Source organism: Modestobacter sp. VKM Ac-2985, from assembly GCF_026967925.1.
Lineage (GTDB): Bacteria > Actinomycetota > Actinomycetes > Mycobacteriales > Geodermatophilaceae > Modestobacter.
In genome coordinates, this window is the sequence record NZ_JAPVBI010000003.1 from 278,082 (window position 1) to 299,510 (window position 21,429).

Here is a 21,429-nt window from a genome sequence, read left to right on the forward strand (position 1 = left end):
CGTCGAACCGCTCGGCGAGGTCCATCCCGGTTCCTTCTCGTCCCCTCGGGCGTGCTCACCACACTCGTCGGCGTCGACCGCCCCCGGGAGCGTGCCCGCACCCACCGGGGCGGCGGACCGAGGCCGCCGCATCTGGACCGGGCACCGCACGGGCTCGGTCTGCCGGCCGTTGCCGGGTCAGCCGTCGTCGCTGGGCACCCGGCACGGCCAGGGAACCGCTGGAGGCCGCCGGGACGTTGGTCCGGCAGCCGATCGTCGTCCGGACGACGGGCCCGTCGTCCCTTCGAGGAGCACCATGACCACCCCGCTGCCGACCAGCCCGGCCGGCGCACTCGACGTGCGGGCCGACGACGAGCTGTCGTGGCTGCTCTCGCTCGACAGCACGGTGCTCGCCGTCCTCGGTGGCGTGTTCGTGACCTTCCTGCTGATGGCCCTGCTCGCCGGGTGGCTCGTCGTCCGACGGGTGCGGCGCAGCCCCCTGGTGGCCCGGAGCCGGGAACTCGCCTCGCGCAGCCGCGAGCTCGGCGTGCAGGGAGCCACCGCGGTCGCTGCCCGCCGCCTGCCGCCGGGCCGGCGGCGCACGGCCGCGGAGCTCCAGCTCGAGGTCGCCCGCGCCCGCGACCGGCTTCGCCGGCAGGTGGCCGCCGCCCGGGCTGCCGGTGCCCACCTCGGCGACGTGCCGGACCTGCTCCCGTCCCTGGCGGCCGAGGGCAACCGGCTCGAGCAGCGCCTGCGGCAGCGGGCCATGGACCCCGAGCCGACCGGCCGGGACGACCCGGAACCGGAGGCGCGGGCGTACCTGGAGACGGTCGCCGACGTCTGCGACGCGGTGCTCCAGGCGGAGCGGGCCGTCGCGCCGACCGGCCGGACGACGGCGGACGTCGCCGAGGCGGTCACCGCGCTGCGGGCGCACACCGCCGCCTACCAGGAGCTCACCGCCCCGCCGGCGATGCCCCCGCTGCCCCCTGCGGCCGCTGCGCCGCTGCCCACCAGCGCCGACGTCCGTCCCCTAGGCCACTGAGGCGACGCGCAGCTGCCGGAGGGGGTGCTCGACCATCGCACCGGCACCGGTCAGGTCCCGACGGGGACGGGGCCGGGGCAGTCAGCGCCGCGCGCACGGAGGCCGGGGAACGTGCGCCCACGACCGGGGCCAGGCCCACCGTCCGGTGGCTCGCGGCCGCGTTCCGTGACGCCGCCAGCGCCTGCGGGGCCATGGCGACCACGACGGTGGAGAGCCCGGCGGGGTTCCGTGCCGCGTACGTGCCAGGAGATCAGGCCGGGCCGGCACGACGCCGACGTCCCCGGCAGTCCCGCAGTCCCGCGGTCCCGCCGGTCAGGGGCGGGTGCGGCCCTGCTCGGCGGCCCAGCGGTCCAGCGCCTGGACGGTCAGGACGTGCGGGAAGGTGAGCGCGACCAGGACGGCGAGCGCCGCGCTCACCGCGACCGCCGAGGCGTCCCCACCGGCGAGGACGACGACGGCCGCCAGGGTGACCAGGGTGGGCAGCGCCGCATGGGCGGCGAACCGCCGCACCGCCGACCAGGTCCCCTGCGTCGGGGACGTCGTGCGCAGCAGCGAGACCAGCCGCTCGGTGTGCCGCAGGGCGTGCCAGCCCGCGAACCACACCCCGAAGGCCACCAGCGGGGGCACCACGACGAACAGCGCGGCGACCCCGGCCAGCTCGGCCGCCTCGCGTCGCCGACCGGCCCCCACCTGGAGCCGGAGGGCGACCACCAGCACGACCAGGCAGCCCAGCCCCAGGGCGGCGCGGCCGGCGAGCGGCAGCGGCTCCTGCCAGCCAGGTGCGATGCGCCCCAGGACGTCGGCCGACGGCCCCGGCCACAGCACCAGCGGCACCGCTACCACCGCCAGGCCGTGCGCCGCCGTCGGCCACCAGTCCTGCCCCGGTCCGGGCACCTGCCGGCCGGCGTCCTCCGCGGAGACCACGACCTCGGCCCGGCCGAAGTGGACGGCCGAGGCGAGCAGGAAGACCACGACGGTGGCCGTCGGCGCCAGCAGCAGCGCGCCCACCGCCAGCCCGGCCACCGCCGTGTAGCCGGCGAGCACCCGGGCCAGCGCCGCGGCTGCTGGCCGCCGTCCGCTGGTCCAGAACGGCACCATGTGGTCGACCGCGCCGTGCGGGACGCCCAGCACGATGCCGGCCAGCGCGACGGCGGGCGCGACCTGGGCGAGCGCCTCGGGGACGAGCAGCTGGGCGCCGAGAGCACCGACGGCCAGGGCGGGACCGACCGCCCGGACCGGCCGGCGGGGCCCCCGGGGTGGTGCGCCGGCCCGGGAGGGGGGCCGGCGCACCACCGAGGAGCCCGGCATCAGCTGGTCCGGCTGGCCCGTGCGCCGTTCCCGGTCGGGGCCCCCGCCGTGGTCAGGACCTCGTCCCCGGCGTGCGCCCCGTCCCCTGCTGCGGTCGCGGGTACCGAGTGGTCGTCGTCGTAGGACGGATCGGCCAGCCGGCTCTTCACCCGGGCCACCTTGTAGATGGCCAGGCCGTAGGCGGCCTTGGCGAAGATGTCGGCGAGGGAGTAGCCGACCTGCTTGAGCACGAAGCCACCCTCACCGCCGAAGAAGTCCCCGCCCAGGATCGGGAACAGGTAGGCGATCGGGTAGACGCCCCAGAGCCCGACGAGGGCGAGCCGCAGCATCTTGATGGTGTGCACCACCTCCGGTGGCTGCCGGTCCAGCGACCGGGACAGCTCCACGAAGAGCACGTACAGCAGGTAGAGGAACGGGATCGTCGACAGCGTGCCCCACAGCAGCCGGGGGCCGACCTCGTTGGCCAGCTCGCCCGGGTAGCCCAGCGCGATCATCAGCGCCGATGCCGGGATCAGCTTGACGAGCAGCTTCTTCGCCGCCGCCCGCCCGAGGGCCATCACCGCGACCGTCTCGAAGAGGAGCAGCGGGACGGTGAGCAACCAGTCGACGTAGCGGTAGCCCTCGTTGAACTCGACGTTGGACAGCTGGTGCGGGGCGTCGATGGTCGCCCCGGCCGGGTAGCTCTCCTGGAAGTTGTTGAAGATCCGGAAGTAGTGGTACGCGGCGATCCCACAGACGATCGCGGAGACCACCACCGCATTGCGGTACTGGCGGATGACCTGCCGCTGGGAGACCAGCAGGTACAGCGAGGTGAACAGCAGACAGGCGATGGCGAGCGAGAACAGGTTGTAGACCGTGGAGTAGTTCGTCGCGGAGAGCGACGGGATGTTGACGGCAGCTGCCTGGACCATCGGGACCCCTTCGAGGGTGACCGCGCCCCGTCGGTCGGCGGGCCGCAACCGTTTCCGGTTGGGGCGGGTCTACGCCTTTCCGTTGTCCTGGTCGAGTTGCACAGGTTTCAGCGCGGTGTGGCGGCCAGCAGGTCGACGGCGTCGGCGAGGCTCTCGGACACCACCACCCGCCGGTCGAGGACGCCGTGGGCCCATCCGGGGCCGCCGGCGACCAGTGCGCGCGGGGCCCGGGAGGTGGGCAGCGCGTCGACCGGGAACTGCTGCCCGGTCTGCTCCGCGGACTGCGGCGGTCGCTGGCTCCAGATGAAGACCCCCGAGGCGCCGGTCCGGCGGACGGCGGACACCAGCGCGGACACCGGGAGCTGCCCCAGCACCTGCGCCGGCGTGCGACGCTCGGCGAGCGCGGCGGCGAGCACGTGCAACGGCAGCACGTGCCAGTCGCCGGGCGGGGAGGTCAGCAGCACGATCCGCCCCGGGTCGGGCTTGCGCTGGCAGGCCCGGTGGGCGCGCAGGGTCTCGGTGACCGCCTCGCTGAGCAGGTGCTCCACGTCGATGCCCGCCCCGGTCTGCTCCCACCGGAGCCCGGCCGCGACCAGGACCGGTCGCAGCACGGTGTCCCAGGTGGCGATGGTCCCCCGCTCCACCAACAGGTCTCCGAGGATCGCGTGCACGGCGCCCGCGTCCAGGCGGGCCGCGGCCCGGGCCAGCCCGCGGGCCTCCGGCGGCGCGTCGGGGAGTGCCAGCACGGTCCCACCGGCGCCGGCCCGGCGTCCGCCGACGGCCGGTGCGGCGGGCTGGTCGCCGTCCCGGGGCGAGGAGTCACCCGTGAGGACTCGGCGGGCGGCCTCGGCGGGGGCCACCCCGGAGGCCACGAGCCGCTGCATGAGGACCAGCCGGGTCATGTCCTCGTCGTCGTACCTGCGGTGCCCACCGGAGGTGCGCCCGCTGGGCGCCAGCCCGTAGCGACGACCCCAGCTGCGCAACGTCTCGGGTGCCACCCCGAGCCGGGCGGCCGCGGCACCCACGCCCAGCGGTGCTGTCGAACCGGTCGATCGCCCGTCGGCCACACCCCATCATGCGGGGCGTTCGCCGTCCGGGGCGGTGGACGCACTCTCTGCGGCAGCGCCGGGGCCGGGAGCCAGCACCTTCGCCAGCAGCACGGACAGCTGCCGCTGCTCCTCCCCCGTCAGGTGACCGAGCCGGTCGTCGGGGAAGCCGAAGGCACGCCGGACGGCGCGGTGCTCGCGTCTCCCGGCCGGGGTGATCGAGACCCGCTTGACCCGCCGGTCCGCCGGATCGGGCAGCCGGGTCACCAGCCCGCGGGCCTCCAGCCGGGCGACGAGCTGGGTGACGTTCGACGGGTCGCAGAGCAGCTCGACGGCGAGGTCGCCCATCGCCCTGGTGCCCTGGGTCAGCTCGCCGAGCAGGCAGGCCTGCGCAGCGCTCAACCCGACCGCCTGCGCCGCGCGGTCGTACGCCGCGTCGTAGGCGTACACGAAGTCCCACACCTGCTGCTGCAGCGTGCTCGCGTCGTCTGCCACGGCGCGAAGGTTACTTGATGGACTCAAGTAGCCGTGCCACCATGACGGCAAGAACTTGAGTGGCTCAATCAATCGGAGGAGGTCCCCATGGCGGTCGAACACGGCGGAACGACGACGACCCGCGTCCTGGTCACCGGGGTGCGCGGGAAGACCGGCGCCCCGCTGGCGGAGCTGCTCGTCGCCCGGCCGGGCGTCGAGGTGCTCGGCGGCAGCAGCAACCCGGAGACGGTGGACGTCGCCGGGGTCCGGCCGACCGAGTTCTCCTGGGACCGGCCGGCCGGCTGGTCGGCGGCGATCGGCGGCGTCGACGCGCTCTACCTCGTCCGGCCGGATCGCGCGGACGCGCCGGAGCTGATCGGAGCGCTCCTGGAGGTGACGCCACCCCGGGCGCACGTCGTCCTGCTGTCCGAGCAGGACGCCGACCACACCGGGCCGGCCGGGTGGGCGCCGCGGGCCGAACGCGCGGTGCGCACCGGCGGCCACAGCTGGACGGTGCTGCGCCCGAGCTGGTTCATGCAGGTGCTCACCGACCCACGCTTCTACCTCGACCAGCTCACCGGCACCGGTGAGCTGCCGTTCGCCAGTGGGGGCGCGAGCCTTGCGTGGATCGATGCCCGGGACATCGCCGCCGTGGCCGAGCGTGCGCTGCTCGAGGAGGGGCACGACGGTCAGGTGTACGAGCTCACCGGTCCGGCCGCGCTCTCGCTGTCCCGCACCGCGGAGCTGATCTCCCGGGCCACCGGGCGCCCCATGGCCCACCGGGAGATCACCGTCGCCGAGGCGCTGGCCGGGACCGAGGGCTTCGAGCGGGAGATCACCGCGGTGACGTTCGAGCGCGTGCAGGCCGGCAGCTTCGCCGTCGTGACCGACGCCGTCCAGCACGTGACCGGACGGCCGGCGCGGTCATTGGAGGCGTTCCTGGCCGACTACGGGCCGTCCCTGACGGTCCCGAGCTGACGCCGGCCGACCCACGTCCTCGGGTGACTGCGCGCCCGCGGACACGGACCAGCCCCCACGGTGTGACGCCGTGGGGGCTGGTGCGCGGTGCCCGCGGGCACCGCCTCCGACCGGCTCAGGCCGGTCGAGTGGGTCACTTCGTGCGACGGCTGCCGGTGAGGCGGCTGAGCAGCTTCTTGAGCAGGTTGGCCTTGATCAGTCCGGACACGATCCCCATGTCGGTTCCTCCTCCGGGTCGGTTGGACCAGGCCGTACCCAGCGACTGCGCAGTCCATGTACGAGCCGGCACAGCCGCGAGGTCAGGCGCGGACCCGGTTCCGCGGTCGCCGACCGCCGGCGAACCACCGTTCGACCCGGCGCCAGCGGTTGGGGGTCTTCTCGCGGTCCAGCACCTCGGACTCGGCGAGCGCCCGGTCGACCGGACCGAGCTCGGGCGGCTCGAAGGGCACCACCGATCGACCGGTCGGCCGGCGCAGCCGCTCGATGCCCTGCACCAGCGAGCCGGTGTCGGCGACAGCGGCGGCGACGTCGTCCGGCGTGCACCCGAGGTGCTCGGCGAGCAGCCGGTCACGGAAGGCGAGGATGGTCGCGGCCACCCGGTCGTCGCCCGGCCGGCCCTCCACCGCCTCGATCGCCAGGTCGCACTCGGTGTCCAGGCCCATCGACCGGTTGTTCACGTTGCTGGAGCCCAGGCGCAGCAGCCGGTCGTCGATGACGGCGACCTTGGCGTGCACGTAGATCGGCTCGCGCTGCTCGGTCACCGGGCAGTAGAGCCGGAACCGGTCGTGCACGTCGGCCTCGCGGACGATCTCCAGCACCCGGGCGCGCGCGGTGCCCATCGCCTTCTCCGACAGCCAGCCGTCGGCGGTCCACGGGTTGAGCACGACGACCTCCGGGCCGTCGGGCTCACGCAGCCGCTCGGCGATCGCCTCGGCGATCCGGCGGCTGGCGAAGTACTGGCTCTCCACGTAGATCGACCGGCGGGCCGCGGCGATGCCGGCCAGCCACAGCAGCTCGATCTCGTGCACCAGGTCCACGCCGTCGTGCTCGGGCCGCGTGCGGGCGATGGCGACGTCCACGTCGGTGAGGAGCGGCTCGACCTCCTCGGGCCAGCACGTCCGCTCCTCGGTCAGCGGCTCCAGGCGCTCCCCGGTGCCGCTCTCCCACCGGGTGCGGGCGAGCTCGGCGACGGCTCGGGCAGCGGGCCCGGTCAGCATGCTCGTCGCGTCGTGCCACGGTCCGGCCGGCCGCCCCTCGGCCCGGCCCGGCGCCGGGGAACGCCGGTGCGGGTTGACGTCGGAGTGGTCGGGGGTGTCCCACCGGTCCGCCGTGACGTCGATGCCGCCGGTGAAGGCCAGGCAGTCGTCGATGACCACGATCTTCTGGTGGTGTGCGCCGCCGACCGGGTGATGGGTGTCGATGGCGAGGGTGAGGCGGTCGGAGGTGCGCCGGTCCAGCAGCACGATGGGCTGCAGTCCCCGACCGAGCGCGCGGAGCATCCCGAGGTCCCACTGGAGGACGCCGATCTCCAGCTGCGGGTTCTGCGCCACCGCCCGTTCCAGCACGGCGCCGAGCCGGTCGTCCTTCGGCCGGCCGCCGGCGAGCGGGTCCAGCCGGATGCGCGGGTCGAAGTCCCAGCCGATGAACAGCACCCGCCGCTGCGCGCGCAGCACGGCACGCTTGAGGGTGGCGAAGTACTCGGCCGCGTCGACGAAGACGGCGAAGCGGTCGGCCCGCTCGATCCGCCAGCAGGTCTCCCCGGGGATCAACAGTCGTGCGCCCTCCACCGGCAGGCCGCCCTCGCTGCGGGAGGCCGGGAGTCCGGGGTCGGTGTCGGAGCCGGTCGTCGCCTGGCCGTCGTGCATCACGTCCGGAGTGTGCCCGTCTCCGTGGGTCGCACCAAGAACCGACTCCCTCGAACCGGGGACACGGCCGCGCAGCGCCGCCGTCCCCCAGCGACAGAACTCAGCTGCTGACCGGCCCGGCGGCTGGGAGGGTGCTCTCGACCGGACCCGACCGGCTGCGGCGGGACCGTGGACCACACCGGCAGAGGCAGGGAGGACGGATGGACGGGAACACCGACTCCACCGACGACGCGCGGTCGCTGCGTGCGGCGCTGCGCACGGAGCTCGTCGCCGCGATGAGGTCGCGCCGGGCCGACGCCGTCGCCGCGTTGCGCAGCGCCCTGGCGGCGATCGACAACGCCGAGGCCGTCGTCGCGCCGGGGACCGCGACCGGAGCCACGAACGCACACCTCGCCGGCACCCGGATCGGGGTCGGTTCCACCGAGGCGGACCGCCGCGCCCTGTCGATCGGCGACGTCCGCGCCCTCCTGCGCGCAGAGATCATGGACCGCCGGACCGAGGCCGACCGTTACGACGGCCTCGGGCAGCACGAGGCCGCCGGCCGGCTACGGCGCGAGGCCGAGGTGCTCGACCACCACGCCGACGGGTGACTGCACCGCTCCCTGTCGCCGCCCGGGTCAGCCTGCGGCGGGCCGGACGACCTCGGCGATCCGTCGTTCGGCGGTCGCGTCGAGCCCGGTGACTCGCCGGTGCCCCGCTGCCCGGCTGACCGGTCGTCAGCGGCGGGCGAGGACGGCCAGGGCCACCGCGCACCCCCACCCGGTCGCCACCACCGGGGTCTCGACCGGGTCGAACCCGCCGGGGCTGACCCGGAGGCGGGTGCAGCGCTCGCTCAGGTAGCCGAACGTCAGCCCGGCGCCGAGCCACCGGAGCACCCAGCGGGCCCGGTCGTCCGGCCCGCGGAGCAGCCGGGCGGTCGCCCAGACCTGCGGCCCGAGCAGGTACGGCGGTGCACTGAAGGCCGTGCCGAACCAGAGCCAGTCACGGACGACGTGGTCCGGGCTCCCGGTCAGGAACGGGACGTCGAAGTGCCGGCGCCGCCGCAGCGCGACGACGTGACCGGCCAGCTGGGCGGCCAACTGGGCCGCCGACACGGCGACGAGTGTGGAGCGGGGCACCATGCCACCGCACCGTAGGGCCCCGGCGGAATCAGGTCAGCTGGTTGATCCGGATCAGGTTGCCCGTCGGGTCGCGGAACGCGCAGTCGCGGACCCCGTAGTCCTGGTCCGTCGGCTCCTGCAGCACCTCGGCGCCACTGGCCGCGATCGTGCCGAAGGTGCCGTCGAGGTCGTCGGTGGCCAGGGTGATCGCGGCGTAGTTGCCCTTGGCGATCAGCTCGAGGACCGTGCGGCGCTCCTCGTCGGTGATGGTCGGGTCGACGGCCGGCGGGTGCAGGACGATGGAGGTCTGCGGCTGGTCGGGTGGGCCCACGGTGACCCAGCGCATGTCCTCGTAGCCGACGTCCTTGCGGACCTCGAAACCGAGGACGTCGCGGTAGAAGGCCACCGAGGCCTCCGGGTCGGTGTGCGGCAGGAACGCGTAGTGGATGGTCAGGTTCATGGCCCCGACGCTAGGGCCGGCACCGGCGCCCGGGCTTCTCGATTCCTGACCGGTCTGGTCGCCTGCTTGGCCAGGCACGGCGGGATCCCCGCGCTCCCCCGGGCGGCCTGCTCGCGGTAGACGCTCGGGGGCATCCCGACCAGTTCGGTGAAGCGGGTGCTGAAGGTGCCCAGCGACCCGCAGCCGACGGCGAAGCAGACGTCGGTCACGCTGAGGTCCCCGCGCCGCAGCAGCGTCATCGCGCGCTCGATCCGTCGGGTCATCAGGTAGGCGTACGGCGACTCCCCGTACGCCCGCTTGAACTCCCGGCTCAGGTGCCCGGCCGACACGTGCACCCCACGGGCGAGCGCGGCGACGTCCAGCGGCTGTGCGTACTCGCGGTCGATCCGGTCCCGCACCCGGCGCAGCAGCACCAGGTCGCTCAGGCGCTGCTCCGAGTCGGGTCCACCGGCCACGTGCGCGAGCGTAGGGAGGCACCCCGGTCGCACGACAGCCCTTCGCGCGCGGGAGTGCCCGGCCGGTGCGGTCACCGAGGCGCACGCTGGTAGAACCGACCGGTGAGCACCGAGGCGACACTGCTGCTCACCCTCGACCTCGTCGGCACGTTCGCCTTCGCGCTGAACGGTGCGCTGACCGCGCTGCGGGTGACCCGGCTCGACATCGTCGGCGTCATCACGCTGGGGATGACCACGGCCCTCGGCGGCGGGATCATCCGGGACGTCCTGCTCGGCGCCCTGCCGCCGGCGACGTTCAGCGACTGGCGATACCTGGCGGTGGCCGCCGGCGGCGGGCTGGTCGCCTTCGTCCTCGGGCCCGGGCTGGACCGGCTGAACACCCCGATCACGGTGCTCGACGCCGCGGGGCTGAGCCTGTTCGCGGTCACCGGCGCCAGCAAGGCCCTCGCCCTCGGCCTCGGCCCGACGCAGGCGGTGCTGCTCGGCGCGCTCACCGGGGTGGGCGGGGGAACACTGCGCGACGTCCTGATCGGCCAGGTCCCGTCGATCTTCCGCAGTGGCCTGTACGCGATCCCGGCGCTGATCGGCGCCACCGTCACCGTGGTGGCCCTCGAGCTCGACGTCTACGGGGCCGCTGCGGCCGTCGGCGCGGCGACCGTGTGCTTCACCGTCCGGATGCTCGGTGTCCGCTTCGGCTGGAACGCCCCGATGCCCCGGACACCGCGCGCCCGCCGGCCGGACGGCGCCTGACCGTCCGCCCGCAGGGGCGACCCGGCTCGGACCTCCCCGCGGAGGAAGTTGACCTGAACGTCACACAAGGGTCTTCCGCTGAAACGTGACGTGGGGCACGCTGTCCGGCACATCGCGCGGACGACCTCGTTGCCGCGCACCCGCATTCGTCAACATCCGTAGACGTTCCGAGGTGCAGCCATGACCACCACCCAGCTCCAGCTGACCCATCCCCTGGACCCCGTCCAGGCCGCGGAGATCGAGGAGGTCCGGCGGATCACCACCGCGGCCGGCCTGGTCGTCGACAGCACCCGCTTCGTCTACGTCGGCCTCCAGGAGCCGCCGAAGGCCGAGGTGCTGGCCCACCGCCCCGGGGAGCCGGTCACCCGGCGCTTCCGGGTCCTGCTGCTGGACCTGGCCTCGCAGGTCTCCCGGGACGTCGTGGTCGACGCCACCGCCGGTGAGGTCGTCACGGCGGTCGAGCTGGACACCGCCACCTCCGGTCAGCTCCCGGTGCTGGACGAGGAGTTCGAGCTCGTCGAGCAGCTGCTGTCCACCGACGAGCGGTGGCTGGCTGCCCTGGCCGCCCGCGACCTGGACGTCGCCCAGGTCCGGGTGGCCCCGCTGTCGGCCGGCGCGTACGAGGAGTACCCGGACGAGGCGGGGCGCCGCGTCCTGCGCGGGCTGGCCTTCTGGCAGGAGACGCCGACGGACTCCGCCTGGGCGCACCCGATCGACGGGCTGGTCGCCTACGTCGACACGATCAACCGGGTCGTCGACCAGGTCATCGACACCGGCGCCGTCCCGGTGCCCACCGGCTCGGGCAACTACGACGACCCGGCGGTCAGCGGCCCACCGCGGACCACCCAGAAGCCGATCGAGATCACCCAGCCCGAGGGGTCGAGCCTGTCCCTGGAGGGCAACGTGCTCAGCTGGGAGAAGTGGTCCCTGCGAGTCGGCTTCGACACCCGCGAGGGCCTCGTGCTGCACCAGATCGGGTTCGACGAGGGCGCCGGGGTCCGGCCGATCGTCTACCGCGCCTCGATCGCCGAGATGGTCGTCCCCTACGCCGACCCCAACCCGGTGCGCTCCTGGCAGAACTACTTCGACACCGGCGAGTACCTGGTCGGCCGCTACGCCAACGCCCTCGAGCTCGGCTGCGACTGCCTCGGCGACATCACCTACCTGGACGCGGTCATCGCCGACGAGCAGGGCAACCCCCGAACCCTGCCCAACGCGGTCTGCATCCACGAGGAGGACTACGGGATCCTCTGGAAGCACACCGACCTGTGGAGCGGCTCGCAGCAGACCCGCCGGCAGCGGCGGCTGGTGGTCTCCTTCTTCACCACCGTGGGCAACTACGACTACGGCTTCTACTGGTACCTCTACCTCGACGGCACCATCGAGTTCGAGGCCAAGGCCACCGGCGTCGTCTTCACCTCCGCCCACGCCGGCGACGAGTACCCCTACGCCTCGCAGATCGCGCCGGGGCTGGGCGCCCCGCTGCACCAGCACCTGTTCAGCGCCCGCCTGGACATGACGGTCGACGGCGTCGCCAACCGGGTCGACGAGGTCGAGGTCGTCCGGGTGCCGATGGGGCCGGAGAACCAGCGCGGCAACGCGTTCACCACCTCCTGCACCACCCTGGCCACCGAGTCCGCGGCCCAGCGCGACGCCTCCCCGGCCACCGACCGGGTCTGGCACGTCGTCAACCCCGAGCGGCTCAACCACGTCGGCCAGCCCGTCGGGTACGCCCTGTACCCGGAGGGGCTGCCGACCCTGCTGTCGGACCCGGGGTCCTCGATCGCCCGGCGGGCGGCCTTCGCCACCCGGCACCTGTGGGTGACCCGCTACGACCCCGCCGAGCGCTACTCGGCCGGGGACTTCGTCAACCAGCACAGCGGGGGCTCCGGGCTGCCCGAGTACGCCGCGGCCGACCGCGACATCGACGGCCAGGACCTGGTGGTGTGGCACACCTTCGGGCTCACCCACGTGCCCCGGCCGGAGGACTGGCCGATCATGCCGGTGGACTACACCGGGTTCCGGCTCAAGCCGTTCGGCTTCTTCGACCGGAACCCGACCCTCGACGTGCCGGCCTCGACCTCCGCGCACTGCGCGGGCGGCGCCGCCTCCTGCTCGACCACGGAGGCCTCCGGTGAGTGAGCGCCCGAACTCCGCGGCCGGCGCGACCGCGCTGACCTCCCCCGGCGAGCCGGCCGGTCGGGGCAGCGACGGCGAGCAGCTGAGGTCCGGCCGGCTCGGCGTCCTCGGCATCGTCTTCTTCGTCGTCGCCGCCGCGGCCCCGCTGGTCGGCATGACCGGTGCCGTGCCGGTGGCCATCGCGGCCGGCAACGGCGCCGGCGCCCCGGGCGCCTACGTCGCCGTCGGGGTCGTCCTCATGGTGTTCGCCTCCGCCTTCTCGGCGATGAGCCGGGTGGTGACCAACACCGGGGCGTTCTTCGCCTACGTCGGCCGCGGCCTGGGCCTGTCCGCCGGCGTCGGCTCGGCGTTCGTCTCGGTGTTCGCCTACCTGACCATCCAGCTGGCGGTCTACGGCTTCTTCGGCGGCCTGATGGCCGGGCAGATGGACGCCACCTTCGGCATCGACGCCCCCTGGTGGCTGTGGACGCTCGCCGCCTGGGCGCTGGTGCTCGCCCTCTCGGTGGTCAGCGTCGACGTCGGCGCCAAGGTCCTCGGCACGCTCATGGTGCTGGAGCTGCTCAGCCTGGCCGTCGTCGCCGTCGCCGTCATGCTCGAGGGCGGCGGCCCCGACGGGGCGAACCTCGTCGAGTCCTTCGCCCCGCAGAACGTCTTCGTCGGCGGCCTGGCCGGCTCGGCCGGGATCGCGCTGGCCTTCGCGTTCGCCTCCTACATCGGCTTCGAGGCCACCGCGATCTACGGCGAGGAGAGCAAGGACCCCGAGCGCACCGTGCCGCGGGCCACCTACGCCGCGGTGGGGCTGATCACCGTCATCTTCGCGGCGGCCTCCTGGGCCGTGGTGAGCGGACTGGGCACCGACGACGTCGTCGCCCGGGTGCTCGAGGAGTCCTCGGTCGACGGTGTGCCGCTGGCCGATCCCGCGGCGGTGCTGTTCTCCGTCGCCGCCACGTACGTCGGTGACTGGCTGGCCACGGTGATGAGCTGGCTGGTGCTCTCCAGCCTGTTCGCCGGGCTGCTGGCCTTCCAGAACTGCAGCGCCCGCTACTTCTTCTCCCTGGGCCGGGCCGCGGTCTTCCCCGGGGCGCTGCAGGACACCAACCGGCACGGCGCCCCCGGCATCGGGGCGATCGTGACCAGCGTCCTCACCGGAGCGGTCATCGTGGTCTTCGCCCTGGCCGGCCTGGACCCGGTGCTCAACCTCTTCTACTGGTCCTCCGGGATGGCGGTCATCTCCGTCGTGCTGGTGGAGATCCTCGTCTGCCTGGCCGTCCTGGTGCACTTCCGCGGGACGGCGCGCGGGGGCCACTGGTGGTCGACGCTGGCTGCACCGGTGCTGGCCGCCCTCGGCCTGGCCACCGGGCTCTACCTGCTGATCGGCCGGTTCGGCCTGCTGGCCGGCACCGTCCCCGAGGGCGTGGACCCGACCGTGACGGCCTGGCAGCTCAGCGCCACCGGCTGGACGCTGGTGCTGCTGCCCTTCGTGCTGTTCCTGGTCGGGCTGGTGGTCGGCACGGTGCTCTCGCGGAACGTCGACCAGCGACCGGCACTGCGCGACGTCGTGGGCTGAGCCGTGACCGCTCATCTGGTGGTCTGCGGCGCGGGCGCCGGGCTGGCGATGATCGGGCACTTCCCGCACCGGCCGCCGCTGTGGGTGCCGCACGCCCTGGGGCTGGTGGCGATGGTGGTGGCCTGGCTGCCCGCCGCCCGCCCGCTGGGCGAGCCGCTGGCGCTGCTCGCGCTGGCGGCGCTGCTGGCCTGGCAGCTGTGCCACGCCCGGACGCCGGCCGCCCGCTGGTCCGGGGCGGTCGACACCGCGGCGATGGCCGCGCTCATCGCGCTCGCCGGTGTCGGCCCGACGGCGGCGGGCGGTGTCCACGGCGCCCACCACACCGGCACCGAGGGCACGCTCCCCTACGCCGTCGCCGTCCTGGTGGTCTGGCTCGCCGTGCGGCACGTCACCCGCGAGGGCGGGCCGCACGACCACCGCGCCGACCGGGACGACGCCGTCCCGGAACGCGCAGGCCGGGCGCTGGGGGCACTGCGGTTCACCGGGGGGCTGGTGATGCTGTCGGGGATGACCGCGATGCTCGTCTGAGCACCCCCGTCTGCCGAGGAGCCCCGTGCCCAAGATCGTCGACCACGCCGCCCGCCGCACCGAGATCATCGAGGCGGTGTGGTCGCTGATCGTCCGCAAGGGCTTCATCGCGGTCACCATGCGCGAGCTGGCCGCGGAGGCGGGGTACGCCAACGGTGCGCTGGCCCGCTACTTCCCGGACAAGGACGCCGTGCTCCGGGCGGCGTTCCAGCGGGCCTTCGACGCGACGAACGAGCGGGCCCGCGCCGCGATCGGCGACCGCGGCGGGCTCACCGCGTTCCGGCTGCTGTGCCTGGAGATCATGCCGCTGGACGAGGTCCGGCTCGCCGAGGCCCGGGTGGTCATCGGCTTCTGGGACTACGCCGCCGGCCAGCCGGAGCTCGTGGAGTTCTACGACAGCGCCATGGAGACCTGGCGCGCGGAGATGCGGATGTACCTGGGCCAGGCCCAGGTCGGCGGCGAACTCGCACCGGGCCGCCCGCACGACCGGATCGTCGACGCGGTGCTCGCCCTGACCATGGGGATGCAGATCAACGCCTGCTTCTCCCCCCGCCACAACACCCCCGAACGCCAGACGGCCGTCCTGGAGGACTTCCTCACCACCATCGGCCGCCCGGCGTCCTCCTGAGCCGCCACGACCCCGGCACCCCACGCGGGGGGCCGGGGAGGTGGTGTCCGGCGCGTCAGTCGAAGACGATGACGCCGCGGATGTTCTTCCCGGCGTGCATGTCCTCATAGGCCTCGGCGACCTGGTCCAGCGTGTACTCCCGGGTGACCAGCTCGTCGAGCTTGAGCTGACCGGCCTGGTACATCCGCAGCAGCGCCGGGATGTCGTGCCGCGGGTTGGACTCGCCGAACAGCGACCCCTGCAGCCGCTTCTGCATGAGCGTGAGGTCGCCGAGGGCGATCGGGGCGCCGGTGGCGGTGACGTCACCGAGCCCGGTCAGCACGACGGTGCCGGCCTTGCGGACCGCGGCCAGGGCCTGCGCCACGTGCTCGCCCTGCACCACCCCGACGGTGATGATGACGGCGTCGGCGCCCTGCCCGTTGGTGATCGACCGGGCGTGCTCGGTCGCCTCCTCGATGCCGGCGAAGGCGTGCGTGGCGCCGAACTCCGCCGCCTTCTCCCGCTTGAACGGTGCCGGGTCGACGGCGATGACCGTGCTGGCCCCGGCGTGCACCGCCCCCTGCAGCGCGTTGGCCCCGATGCCGCCGATGCCCATCACGATCACCGTCGCCCCGGGCTTGATGTTGGCCGAGCGGACCGCGGACCCCCAGCCGGTGGGCACCCCGCAGCCCACCAGTGCGGCGGCCTTGAGCGGGACGTCCTTGCTGATCTTCACCACGGAGTCGACCGAGGCGGTCGTGTACTCGCTGAAGGTGGAGATGCCGCACTGCTGACCGACCGGGTTGCCGTCCTCGCTCATCCGGAAGCTGGTCGGGTCGTCGGCCCGGGCACCGGTGAGCAGGGAGGCCCCGAGGTCGCAGAGGTTGCTCTGCCCCTGGGCGCACGGCTCGCAGTGCCCGCAGGCGGGCAGGAACGAGAAGACCACGTGGTCGCCGACCTCGTAGCCGGGGGTGTTCGGCCCGACGGCGGTGACCACGCCGGCGCCCTCGTGCCCGCCGACGTAGGGGTAGATCGCGACCGGCACGTCCCCGGTGGCGACGTGGTCGTCGGAGTGGCACAGGCCCGAGGCGGCGAGCTTGACCGTCACCTCGCCCTGGCGCGGGTCGTCGAGCTCGACGGTGGCCGTCTCGTAGGTGCCGGGGGCCTTGCGGACGAGCGAGACGCGGGTGGTGACGGGCACGGGTGCTCCTCTCCGAGCAGGGACGGTGCGGAGCGGGCCCGGGGCCTCCCGGGCGCCGGTCACTCCTCCCCGGTGGTTCCCGACCGATCGGTCAGGAATGCCCGCAGCCTACGGGGCGGGAGTGGTGCACGTCACTCCCACGACTGCGCTGCCGGCTCAGCCCGTCGGTGGACGGCCGAAGATCGCCAGCAGCTCGTCCACCTCGTGCGTCTCCGTCGCGGGGTGCCGGAACGGCTGGTGCGGCTGCACGGCGTAGTGGGTGCGCCGCCCGACCCGCGTCCGCAGGACGTAGCCGTCGTCCTCCAGGTCGCGGAGGATCGCCAGCGCAGCGCGGGTCGAGATGCCCACCTGCGTGGCGATCTCCGCGACCCGGAGGTCGGGAGCGCTCGCGACGGCCAGCAGGACGTGCCCGTGGTTGGTCAGGAACGTCCACCGCCGCGCACCGGTCATCGCTGCTCGCTCTCCTCCCCCGCCGTCCCGACCCGCTGCGGCGGCCGCTGCCAGGTCGGCTCCAGCGCCGCCGTCTCCTCGGCCGAGGCGACCCGGAAGGGAGCTGCGGCGCCCGCGGCCACCGGCGCCCGGCCCTGGCCGCGCGTCGCCCGCAGGCTGGCCACGACCGAGACCCCGATGATCGTGGCGACGACGGCCAGCGAGATCGTCGTCGGCACGTAGAACAGGTCGACCTTCAGCATCATCTTGATGCCGACCCAGACCAGCACCAGCGCCAGCCCGGCCTTCAGGTACACGAACCGGTGGATCAGGTCGGCGAGCAGGAAGTACATCGCACGCAGCCCGAGGACGGCGAAGGCGTTGGCGGTGAACACCAGGAACGGCTCGTCGGTGACCGCGAAGATCGCCGGGATCGAGTCGATCGCGAAGACCACGTCGGTGGCCTCGATGACCACGAGCACGGCGAGCAGGGGCGTGGCGACGAGCCGCCCGGCGACCCGCACCACCAACCGCTGGCCGTGGTAGGCGTCGGTCATGGGCACGAACCGGCGGAAGACGCGCAGCGCCCGGGACCGCTCCGGGTCCATGTCCTCGTTGCGGTGCCGGGCCATCCGCACCCCGGTGACCAGCAGCAACGCGGCGAACAGGTACAGCACCCAGCTGAAGTTGGCGATGAGCACCGACCCGGCGGCGATGAACACCCCGCGGAACACCAGGGCCCCGAGGACGCCGAGGAACAGCACCCGGTGCTGGTACTCCCGCGGCACGGCGAACCAGCTCAGCACGATCGCCCAGACGAACACGTTGTCCACGGCGAGGGACTTCTCGATCAGGTAGCCGGCGAAGTACTGCTGGCCGTACTCGCTGCCGGCCTGCCACCAGACGACGGCGCCGAACGCGACGCCGAGCGCCACCCACACCACCGACCAGCCGGCCGCCTCCCGCACGCCGATCACGTGCGCGTGCCGGTGGGCGAACAGGTCCACGGCGAGCATGACGAGGATGACCGCCAGCACGGCCAGCCAGATCCACAGGGGGACGTTCACAGGGCACCTCCCGGTCAGGTTGCGACCGGAGGTCTCCCCTGCTCCCGGACACCCGCCCGGGAACCCCAGCCCGCCGGGCCTCGAGGGCCGTACTGACGACGAACTGGCGTGGGGTACTCCCCTCCACGACGAGGACCAGTGAAGCAGGCTTCACCTGTTGCGGCAAGGCCGGTCAGCTGCCGGCGTCCGCCAGCGCCGGCTGCGGCACGGCCGCCTCGTCCCCCGGGTGGACGACCATCACCGGGCAGGGGCCGTGCACCACGCAGTGCAGGGCGACCGAGCCGAGCAGCATCCCCGACAGCCGGCTGCGGCTCCGGCTGCCGACCACCAGGAGTGCCGCGCCGGCCGCGCGCTGGACGAGCGCGTCCCCCGCCGGGCCCTGCACGGTCAGGATGGAGAGGGGCAGCCGCGGCTCCGGGCCGAGCACCTCGGTGACCATCTCCTGCGCCTGGCGCGCTGCCGCGTCGCGGAGGTCGGTCGCCGACTCCATCTGCAGCACGGCGCCGTAGCTCCAGTAGGTCGGCATCCGCCAGGCCGCGACGCCCTCGACCTCGGCGCCCAGCTCGGCCGCCATGGCGGCGGCGTGCACCAGGGCGGCCCGGGACGGCGCCGACCCGTCCAGCCCCACCACCACGCGGGCGGGGCCCGCCGGCTCCTGCGGGTGGACGACGACGACCGGGCACGACGCGTGCGCAGAGCAGTGCAGCGCCACCGACCCGAGCAACGTGCTGCGCACGGCGCCCCGGCCGCGGCTGCCGACGACGAGCAGGTCCGCCCCCTCGGCCACCAGGAGCAGGTGCTCGGCCGGCGAGCCCGGGACGACGATCACCTCGACGGGTACGTCGGCGTCGGTCGAGGTGTGCTGTCGGGCCTCCTCGACGAGGGCGCGCGTCCGGGCGTCGGCGTCCGCCCGCAGGGTGTCGACCCGGGTCGGGTCGGCCACCTGGGCGTCGGCCCACCACAGGTCCACCGGGAACGCGGACACGACCTGCAACACCGCACCCCGGCGCCGGGCCGTCGCCAGCGCCCAGGTCAGCGCCTCCCGCGCCCCCGCCGACCCGTCGACGCCGACCACCACCCGCGGCCGGCGACCGCCCCCGACCTGCTCCGTTGCCTGCTCCACCGCGGCCTCCTCGTCGTCCGGTCCGGCGGTCCTGCCGGGCTCGACCCGACGATCACCCGGTGCCGGCGGAAGTGGGGACGGGCGCACGTCCCCGGCTGCGGGGCACAAGGTCCCGGCCGGCACCCGCACCGGACCCTGCCGCGACCCCGGTGGCAGCTCTACCGTCGGGGGTGCTGCCGACGACGAGGAGGGGCCGTGCAGGTCAGAGACGTGATGACGCGCGAGGTGGTCACCGTGGGGCCGGACACCTCGGCCAAGTACGCCGCCGAGGTCATGGCCGACCGGGGGTTCGCCGCCCTGCCGGTGGTCGACGGGGACGGTGTGCTGATCGGCATCGTCGCCGAGGCCGACGTGCTGCGCGACCGGCTGCCCGCCGATCCCCGGCTGCACCTGCGCCGGACGCCGGTGCCCGAGGCGCCACCTGCCCTGCTCGTCCGCGGCGTGATGACCACGTCGGTCCGCACCGTGCCGGCGACCGCCGACGTGGCCGACGTCGCCCGGCTGTTCGTGGACGCCCGGCTGCGCAGCGCCCCCGTGCTGGGCGGGGAGCGGCTGGTCGGCATCATCAGCCGCCGGGACCTGCTGCGCACCCTGGTCCGCCCCGACGGGGAGATCCGGGCCGACCTGCTCCGCCTGGTGGAGGGCTACACCTCCGAGCCCGGCGGCTGGGAGGTGCAGGTGTCCGACGGCGTCGCGACCGTCCACCGGTCCGGCGTCGTCACCGTCGACCCCGGGGAACGGGAGGCCCTGGACTCCGCGGTGTCCACGCTCGCCCGGACCGTCCCCGGCGTCGTGGCCGTACGCGTGCTCACCGACGTGCCCGGCTCCCCGGGCAGCGCCACCCCGGAGTGACCCGGGACAGCCTGCCGGCGCCGGGGCCGAAGGTCCCGGGCAGGCAGGACCCGGGACCCCGGCGCCCAGCGCCCCGGTGCACCGACGCTGACGGGAGCACACCGGTCAGGTCGCGAGCCGAGAGGGACGACGATGAGCACACCCCCACCGCGGTTGCTGGTGACCGCCGCCAGCCGACACGGCTCCACCGCCGAGATCGCCGGCGCGGTCGCCCGTGACCTGCAGGAGTCCGCGGCCGGTCGGCGCTGCGGGCTCACCGCGGTCGCCGTCCCGGTGGAGCGCGACCCCGACCCGTCCGGCTACGACGCGGTCGTGCTGGGCAGCGGGGTCTACGCCGGCCGGTGGCTGGAGTCCGCCCGGCACTACGCCGCCGCGCACGCCACGGCGCTGCGGGGCCGGCCGGTCTGGTTGCTGAGCAGCGGGCCCATCGGCGCACCGCCCTTCCCGCCGGACGAGCCGCACGACGCCGACCCGATCCGGTCGTCCCTGCGTGCCCGGGGGCACCGGGTCTTCCCGGGGCGGCTGGACCCGCACCTCCTGGGGATCGGCGAGCGGGCGATGGTCAGGGCCATGCGCGCCCCGGTCGGCGACTTCCGGGACTGGGCGGCCGTGCGGGCGTGGGCCGAGGAGATCGCCGAGGAGCTGGCCGCCCGGTCGCCCGCCCCGTCCGCCCCCCGGCCCTGACCCGCGTCCGGTCAGGAGCGGCGGGCCGGCCGCTCCTGACCGGACGCGGTCCGCTCCGCCTGGACGGCCGCGTCGGGCGCGACCACCACCGGGACGGCGGCCTCGTGCGCCAGCCGCGCGGCGACGCTGCCCATCAAGCGGCGGGAGAACCCCCGCCCGCGACGGCCGAGCACGAGGACGTCGGCGGCCTCGGCGGAGGCGACCTCCTGCAGCACCCGCGCGGGCTGCCCGCAGCCGATCTCGAGCACAGCCCCCTCGGGCAGCCAGCCCGCCCGGTCCGCGAGCAGGTCGTGGGCGGCCCGGCGCCGGGGGTCGTCGGGGAACTCGCCCTCGTCCGGGTCCAGCACGCTCACCAGGACGAACGTCGCCCCGCCGCCGGCGAACAGCCGCCCGGCCGCCCGTACCGCCTGGTCGGACTCGGTGGAGCCGTCCACCCCGACGACGACGGTCAGCCGGTCCGGGTCACCGTCCGGGCGCCCGCCGCCGCCACGCTCCAGCACCGCGACGTCCCGGCGGGCACGCTCGGCCGCGATCGGGATGAACAGCGGGCCCAGGACGGCGCCCATCACGTACCACCCCCCGGCGCGGTACCCCTGCCGGGCGAGCAGCACCACCACGGCGGCGAGGCCGGTGAGGACCCAGAGTGCGATGACGACGGCGACGTAGGCGACGGTGTCCACGAGTGCTCCGTTCGGCGTGCAGTGGGTGCCCGGTGCGGCGCTCCGGGCGCGGCTCGCTCCGGACGGCGGCGACGGCCGCCCGCACCTCCCACGGTCGCCGCGCCGGGCACCCGGCGCAGGAGGCCCTCGTCCTGCCGGTCCGGGACGTTGGTCCCTGCCCGGCGGTGCTGCGTACCGTGATCGT

The 21,429-nt window shown here is 74.5% G+C and carries 23 protein-coding genes; 10 read left to right on the forward strand and 13 right to left on the reverse strand.

Annotation, left to right across the window (positions count from 1 at the left end; all coding sequences use genetic code 11):
• Positions 1-295 precede the first annotated feature (295 nt).
• Positions 296-1,021, forward strand: coding sequence for a hypothetical protein (locus tag O2V61_RS17370; protein WP_269184522.1), 726 nt, complete (start codon positions 296-298; stop codon positions 1,019-1,021).
• A gap of 312 nt (positions 1,022-1,333) precedes the next feature.
• On the opposite strand, the gene O2V61_RS17375 is transcribed toward O2V61_RS17370, so the two are convergent.
• The 4 genes from O2V61_RS17375 to O2V61_RS17390 form a co-directional block, all read right to left on the reverse strand.
• Complete coding sequence (locus tag O2V61_RS17375; RefSeq protein WP_269184523.1) at positions 1,334-2,329, reverse strand: Brp/Blh family beta-carotene 15,15'-dioxygenase; 996 nt, start codon at positions 2,327-2,329, stop codon at positions 1,334-1,336.
• A complete protein-coding gene (locus O2V61_RS17380) occupies positions 2,329-3,240 on the reverse strand; it encodes a bacteriorhodopsin-like (RefSeq protein WP_269184524.1) in 912 nt (303 codons plus the stop codon). The genes O2V61_RS17375 and O2V61_RS17380 overlap by 1 nt, the downstream gene beginning before the upstream one ends.
• Positions 3,241-3,347: 107 nt before the next feature.
• Positions 3,348-4,265, reverse strand: coding sequence for a MerR family transcriptional regulator (locus O2V61_RS17385; protein WP_269184525.1), 918 nt, complete (start codon positions 4,263-4,265; stop codon positions 3,348-3,350).
• Positions 4,266-4,313: 48 nt separating this feature from the next.
• On the reverse strand, positions 4,314-4,781 hold the full coding sequence (locus O2V61_RS17390; protein WP_269184526.1) for a MarR family winged helix-turn-helix transcriptional regulator: 468 nt from the start codon (positions 4,779-4,781) through the stop codon (positions 4,314-4,316).
• Between the two features lie 87 nt (positions 4,782-4,868).
• On the opposite strand from O2V61_RS17390, the gene O2V61_RS17395 reads away from it, so the two are divergent.
• The gene (locus O2V61_RS17395; RefSeq protein WP_269184527.1) at positions 4,869-5,738 is read left to right on the forward strand and encodes a nucleoside-diphosphate sugar epimerase; all 870 of its coding nucleotides are present in this window, start codon (positions 4,869-4,871) and stop codon (positions 5,736-5,738) included.
• Between the two features lie 299 nt (positions 5,739-6,037).
• On the opposite strand, the gene O2V61_RS17400 is transcribed toward O2V61_RS17395, so the two are convergent.
• Positions 6,038-7,603 carry a phospholipase D-like domain-containing protein gene (locus O2V61_RS17400; RefSeq protein WP_269185379.1) on the reverse strand — a complete coding sequence of 522 codons (1,566 nt, stop codon included), beginning with the start codon at positions 7,601-7,603 and terminating at the stop codon, positions 6,038-6,040.
• 200 nt (positions 7,604-7,803) lie between these two features.
• Between O2V61_RS17400 and O2V61_RS17405 the strand changes: the two genes are divergently transcribed.
• Positions 7,804-8,193: a hypothetical protein gene (locus O2V61_RS17405; RefSeq protein WP_269184528.1), complete on the forward strand. Its 390-nt coding sequence runs from the start codon at positions 7,804-7,806 to the stop codon at positions 8,191-8,193.
• A 126-nt stretch (positions 8,194-8,319) separates the two neighbouring features.
• On the opposite strand, the gene O2V61_RS17410 is transcribed toward O2V61_RS17405, so the two are convergent.
• Genes O2V61_RS17410 through O2V61_RS17420 form a run of 3 tightly spaced genes read right to left on the reverse strand, consistent with a single transcriptional unit; the run spans position 8,320 to position 9,618 of the window.
• Entirely contained in the window at positions 8,320-8,724 is a 405-nt protein-coding gene (locus O2V61_RS17410; RefSeq protein ID WP_269184529.1) for a hypothetical protein, read from the reverse strand.
• Between the two features lie 28 nt (positions 8,725-8,752).
• A complete protein-coding gene (locus O2V61_RS17415; protein ID WP_269184530.1) occupies positions 8,753-9,163 on the reverse strand; it encodes a VOC family protein in 411 nt (136 codons plus the stop codon).
• Entirely contained in the window at positions 9,160-9,618 is a 459-nt protein-coding gene (locus tag O2V61_RS17420; protein ID WP_269184531.1) for a helix-turn-helix transcriptional regulator, read from the reverse strand. Before O2V61_RS17420 ends, O2V61_RS17415 begins: the two co-directional genes overlap by 4 nt.
• Before the next feature lie 102 nt (positions 9,619-9,720).
• Here O2V61_RS17420 and O2V61_RS17425 point away from each other — a divergent pair, with 102 nt between their 5' ends.
• From O2V61_RS17425 to O2V61_RS17445, 5 genes are all read left to right on the forward strand, one after another.
• Entirely contained in the window at positions 9,721-10,368 is a 648-nt protein-coding gene (locus O2V61_RS17425; protein ID WP_269184532.1) for a trimeric intracellular cation channel family protein, read from the forward strand.
• Between the two features lie 180 nt (positions 10,369-10,548).
• On the forward strand, positions 10,549-12,510 hold the full coding sequence (locus O2V61_RS17430) for a primary-amine oxidase (RefSeq protein ID WP_269184533.1): 1,962 nt from the start codon (positions 10,549-10,551) through the stop codon (positions 12,508-12,510).
• The gene (locus tag O2V61_RS17435) at positions 12,503-14,074 is read left to right on the forward strand and encodes an APC family permease (protein WP_269184534.1); all 1,572 of its coding nucleotides are present in this window, start codon (positions 12,503-12,505) and stop codon (positions 14,072-14,074) included. Before O2V61_RS17430 ends, O2V61_RS17435 begins: the two co-directional genes overlap by 8 nt.
• A 3-nt stretch (positions 14,075-14,077) precedes the next feature.
• Positions 14,078-14,602 (forward strand): hypothetical protein, encoded by a 525-nt coding sequence (locus O2V61_RS17440; protein WP_269184535.1) that lies wholly within the window; start codon positions 14,078-14,080, stop codon positions 14,600-14,602.
• 25 nt (positions 14,603-14,627) lie between these two features.
• A complete protein-coding gene (locus O2V61_RS17445; protein WP_269184536.1) occupies positions 14,628-15,230 on the forward strand; it encodes a TetR/AcrR family transcriptional regulator in 603 nt (200 codons plus the stop codon).
• Between the two features lie 55 nt (positions 15,231-15,285).
• Here O2V61_RS17445 and O2V61_RS17450 read toward each other — a convergent pair whose 3' ends face one another.
• From O2V61_RS17450 to O2V61_RS17465, 4 genes are all read right to left on the reverse strand, one after another.
• The gene (locus tag O2V61_RS17450) at positions 15,286-16,410 is read right to left on the reverse strand and encodes an NDMA-dependent alcohol dehydrogenase (protein ID WP_269184537.1); all 1,125 of its coding nucleotides are present in this window, start codon (positions 16,408-16,410) and stop codon (positions 15,286-15,288) included.
• A gap of 156 nt (positions 16,411-16,566) precedes the next feature.
• Complete coding sequence (locus tag O2V61_RS17455; protein ID WP_269184538.1) at positions 16,567-16,860, reverse strand: helix-turn-helix transcriptional regulator; 294 nt, start codon at positions 16,858-16,860, stop codon at positions 16,567-16,569.
• Positions 16,857-17,906, reverse strand: a complete 1,050-nt coding sequence (locus O2V61_RS17460; protein WP_269184539.1) for a TerC family protein — start codon at positions 17,904-17,906, stop codon at positions 16,857-16,859. Before O2V61_RS17460 ends, O2V61_RS17455 begins: the two co-directional genes overlap by 4 nt.
• A 172-nt stretch (positions 17,907-18,078) precedes the next feature.
• Positions 18,079-19,029: a universal stress protein gene (locus O2V61_RS17465; RefSeq protein WP_269184540.1), complete on the reverse strand. Its 951-nt coding sequence runs from the start codon at positions 19,027-19,029 to the stop codon at positions 18,079-18,081.
• A 195-nt stretch (positions 19,030-19,224) separates the two neighbouring features.
• Between O2V61_RS17465 and O2V61_RS17470 the strand changes: the two genes are divergently transcribed.
• On the forward strand, positions 19,225-19,881 hold the full coding sequence (locus tag O2V61_RS17470; protein WP_269184541.1) for a CBS domain-containing protein: 657 nt from the start codon (positions 19,225-19,227) through the stop codon (positions 19,879-19,881).
• 132 nt (positions 19,882-20,013) lie between these two features.
• On the forward strand, positions 20,014-20,565 hold the full coding sequence (locus O2V61_RS17475; protein WP_269184542.1) for a flavodoxin domain-containing protein: 552 nt from the start codon (positions 20,014-20,016) through the stop codon (positions 20,563-20,565).
• Positions 20,566-20,576: 11 nt separating this feature from the next.
• On the opposite strand, the gene O2V61_RS17480 is transcribed toward O2V61_RS17475, so the two are convergent.
• Positions 20,577-21,245: a universal stress protein gene (locus tag O2V61_RS17480; protein WP_269184543.1), complete on the reverse strand. Its 669-nt coding sequence runs from the start codon at positions 21,243-21,245 to the stop codon at positions 20,577-20,579.
• Positions 21,246-21,429: the final 184 nt, after the last annotated feature.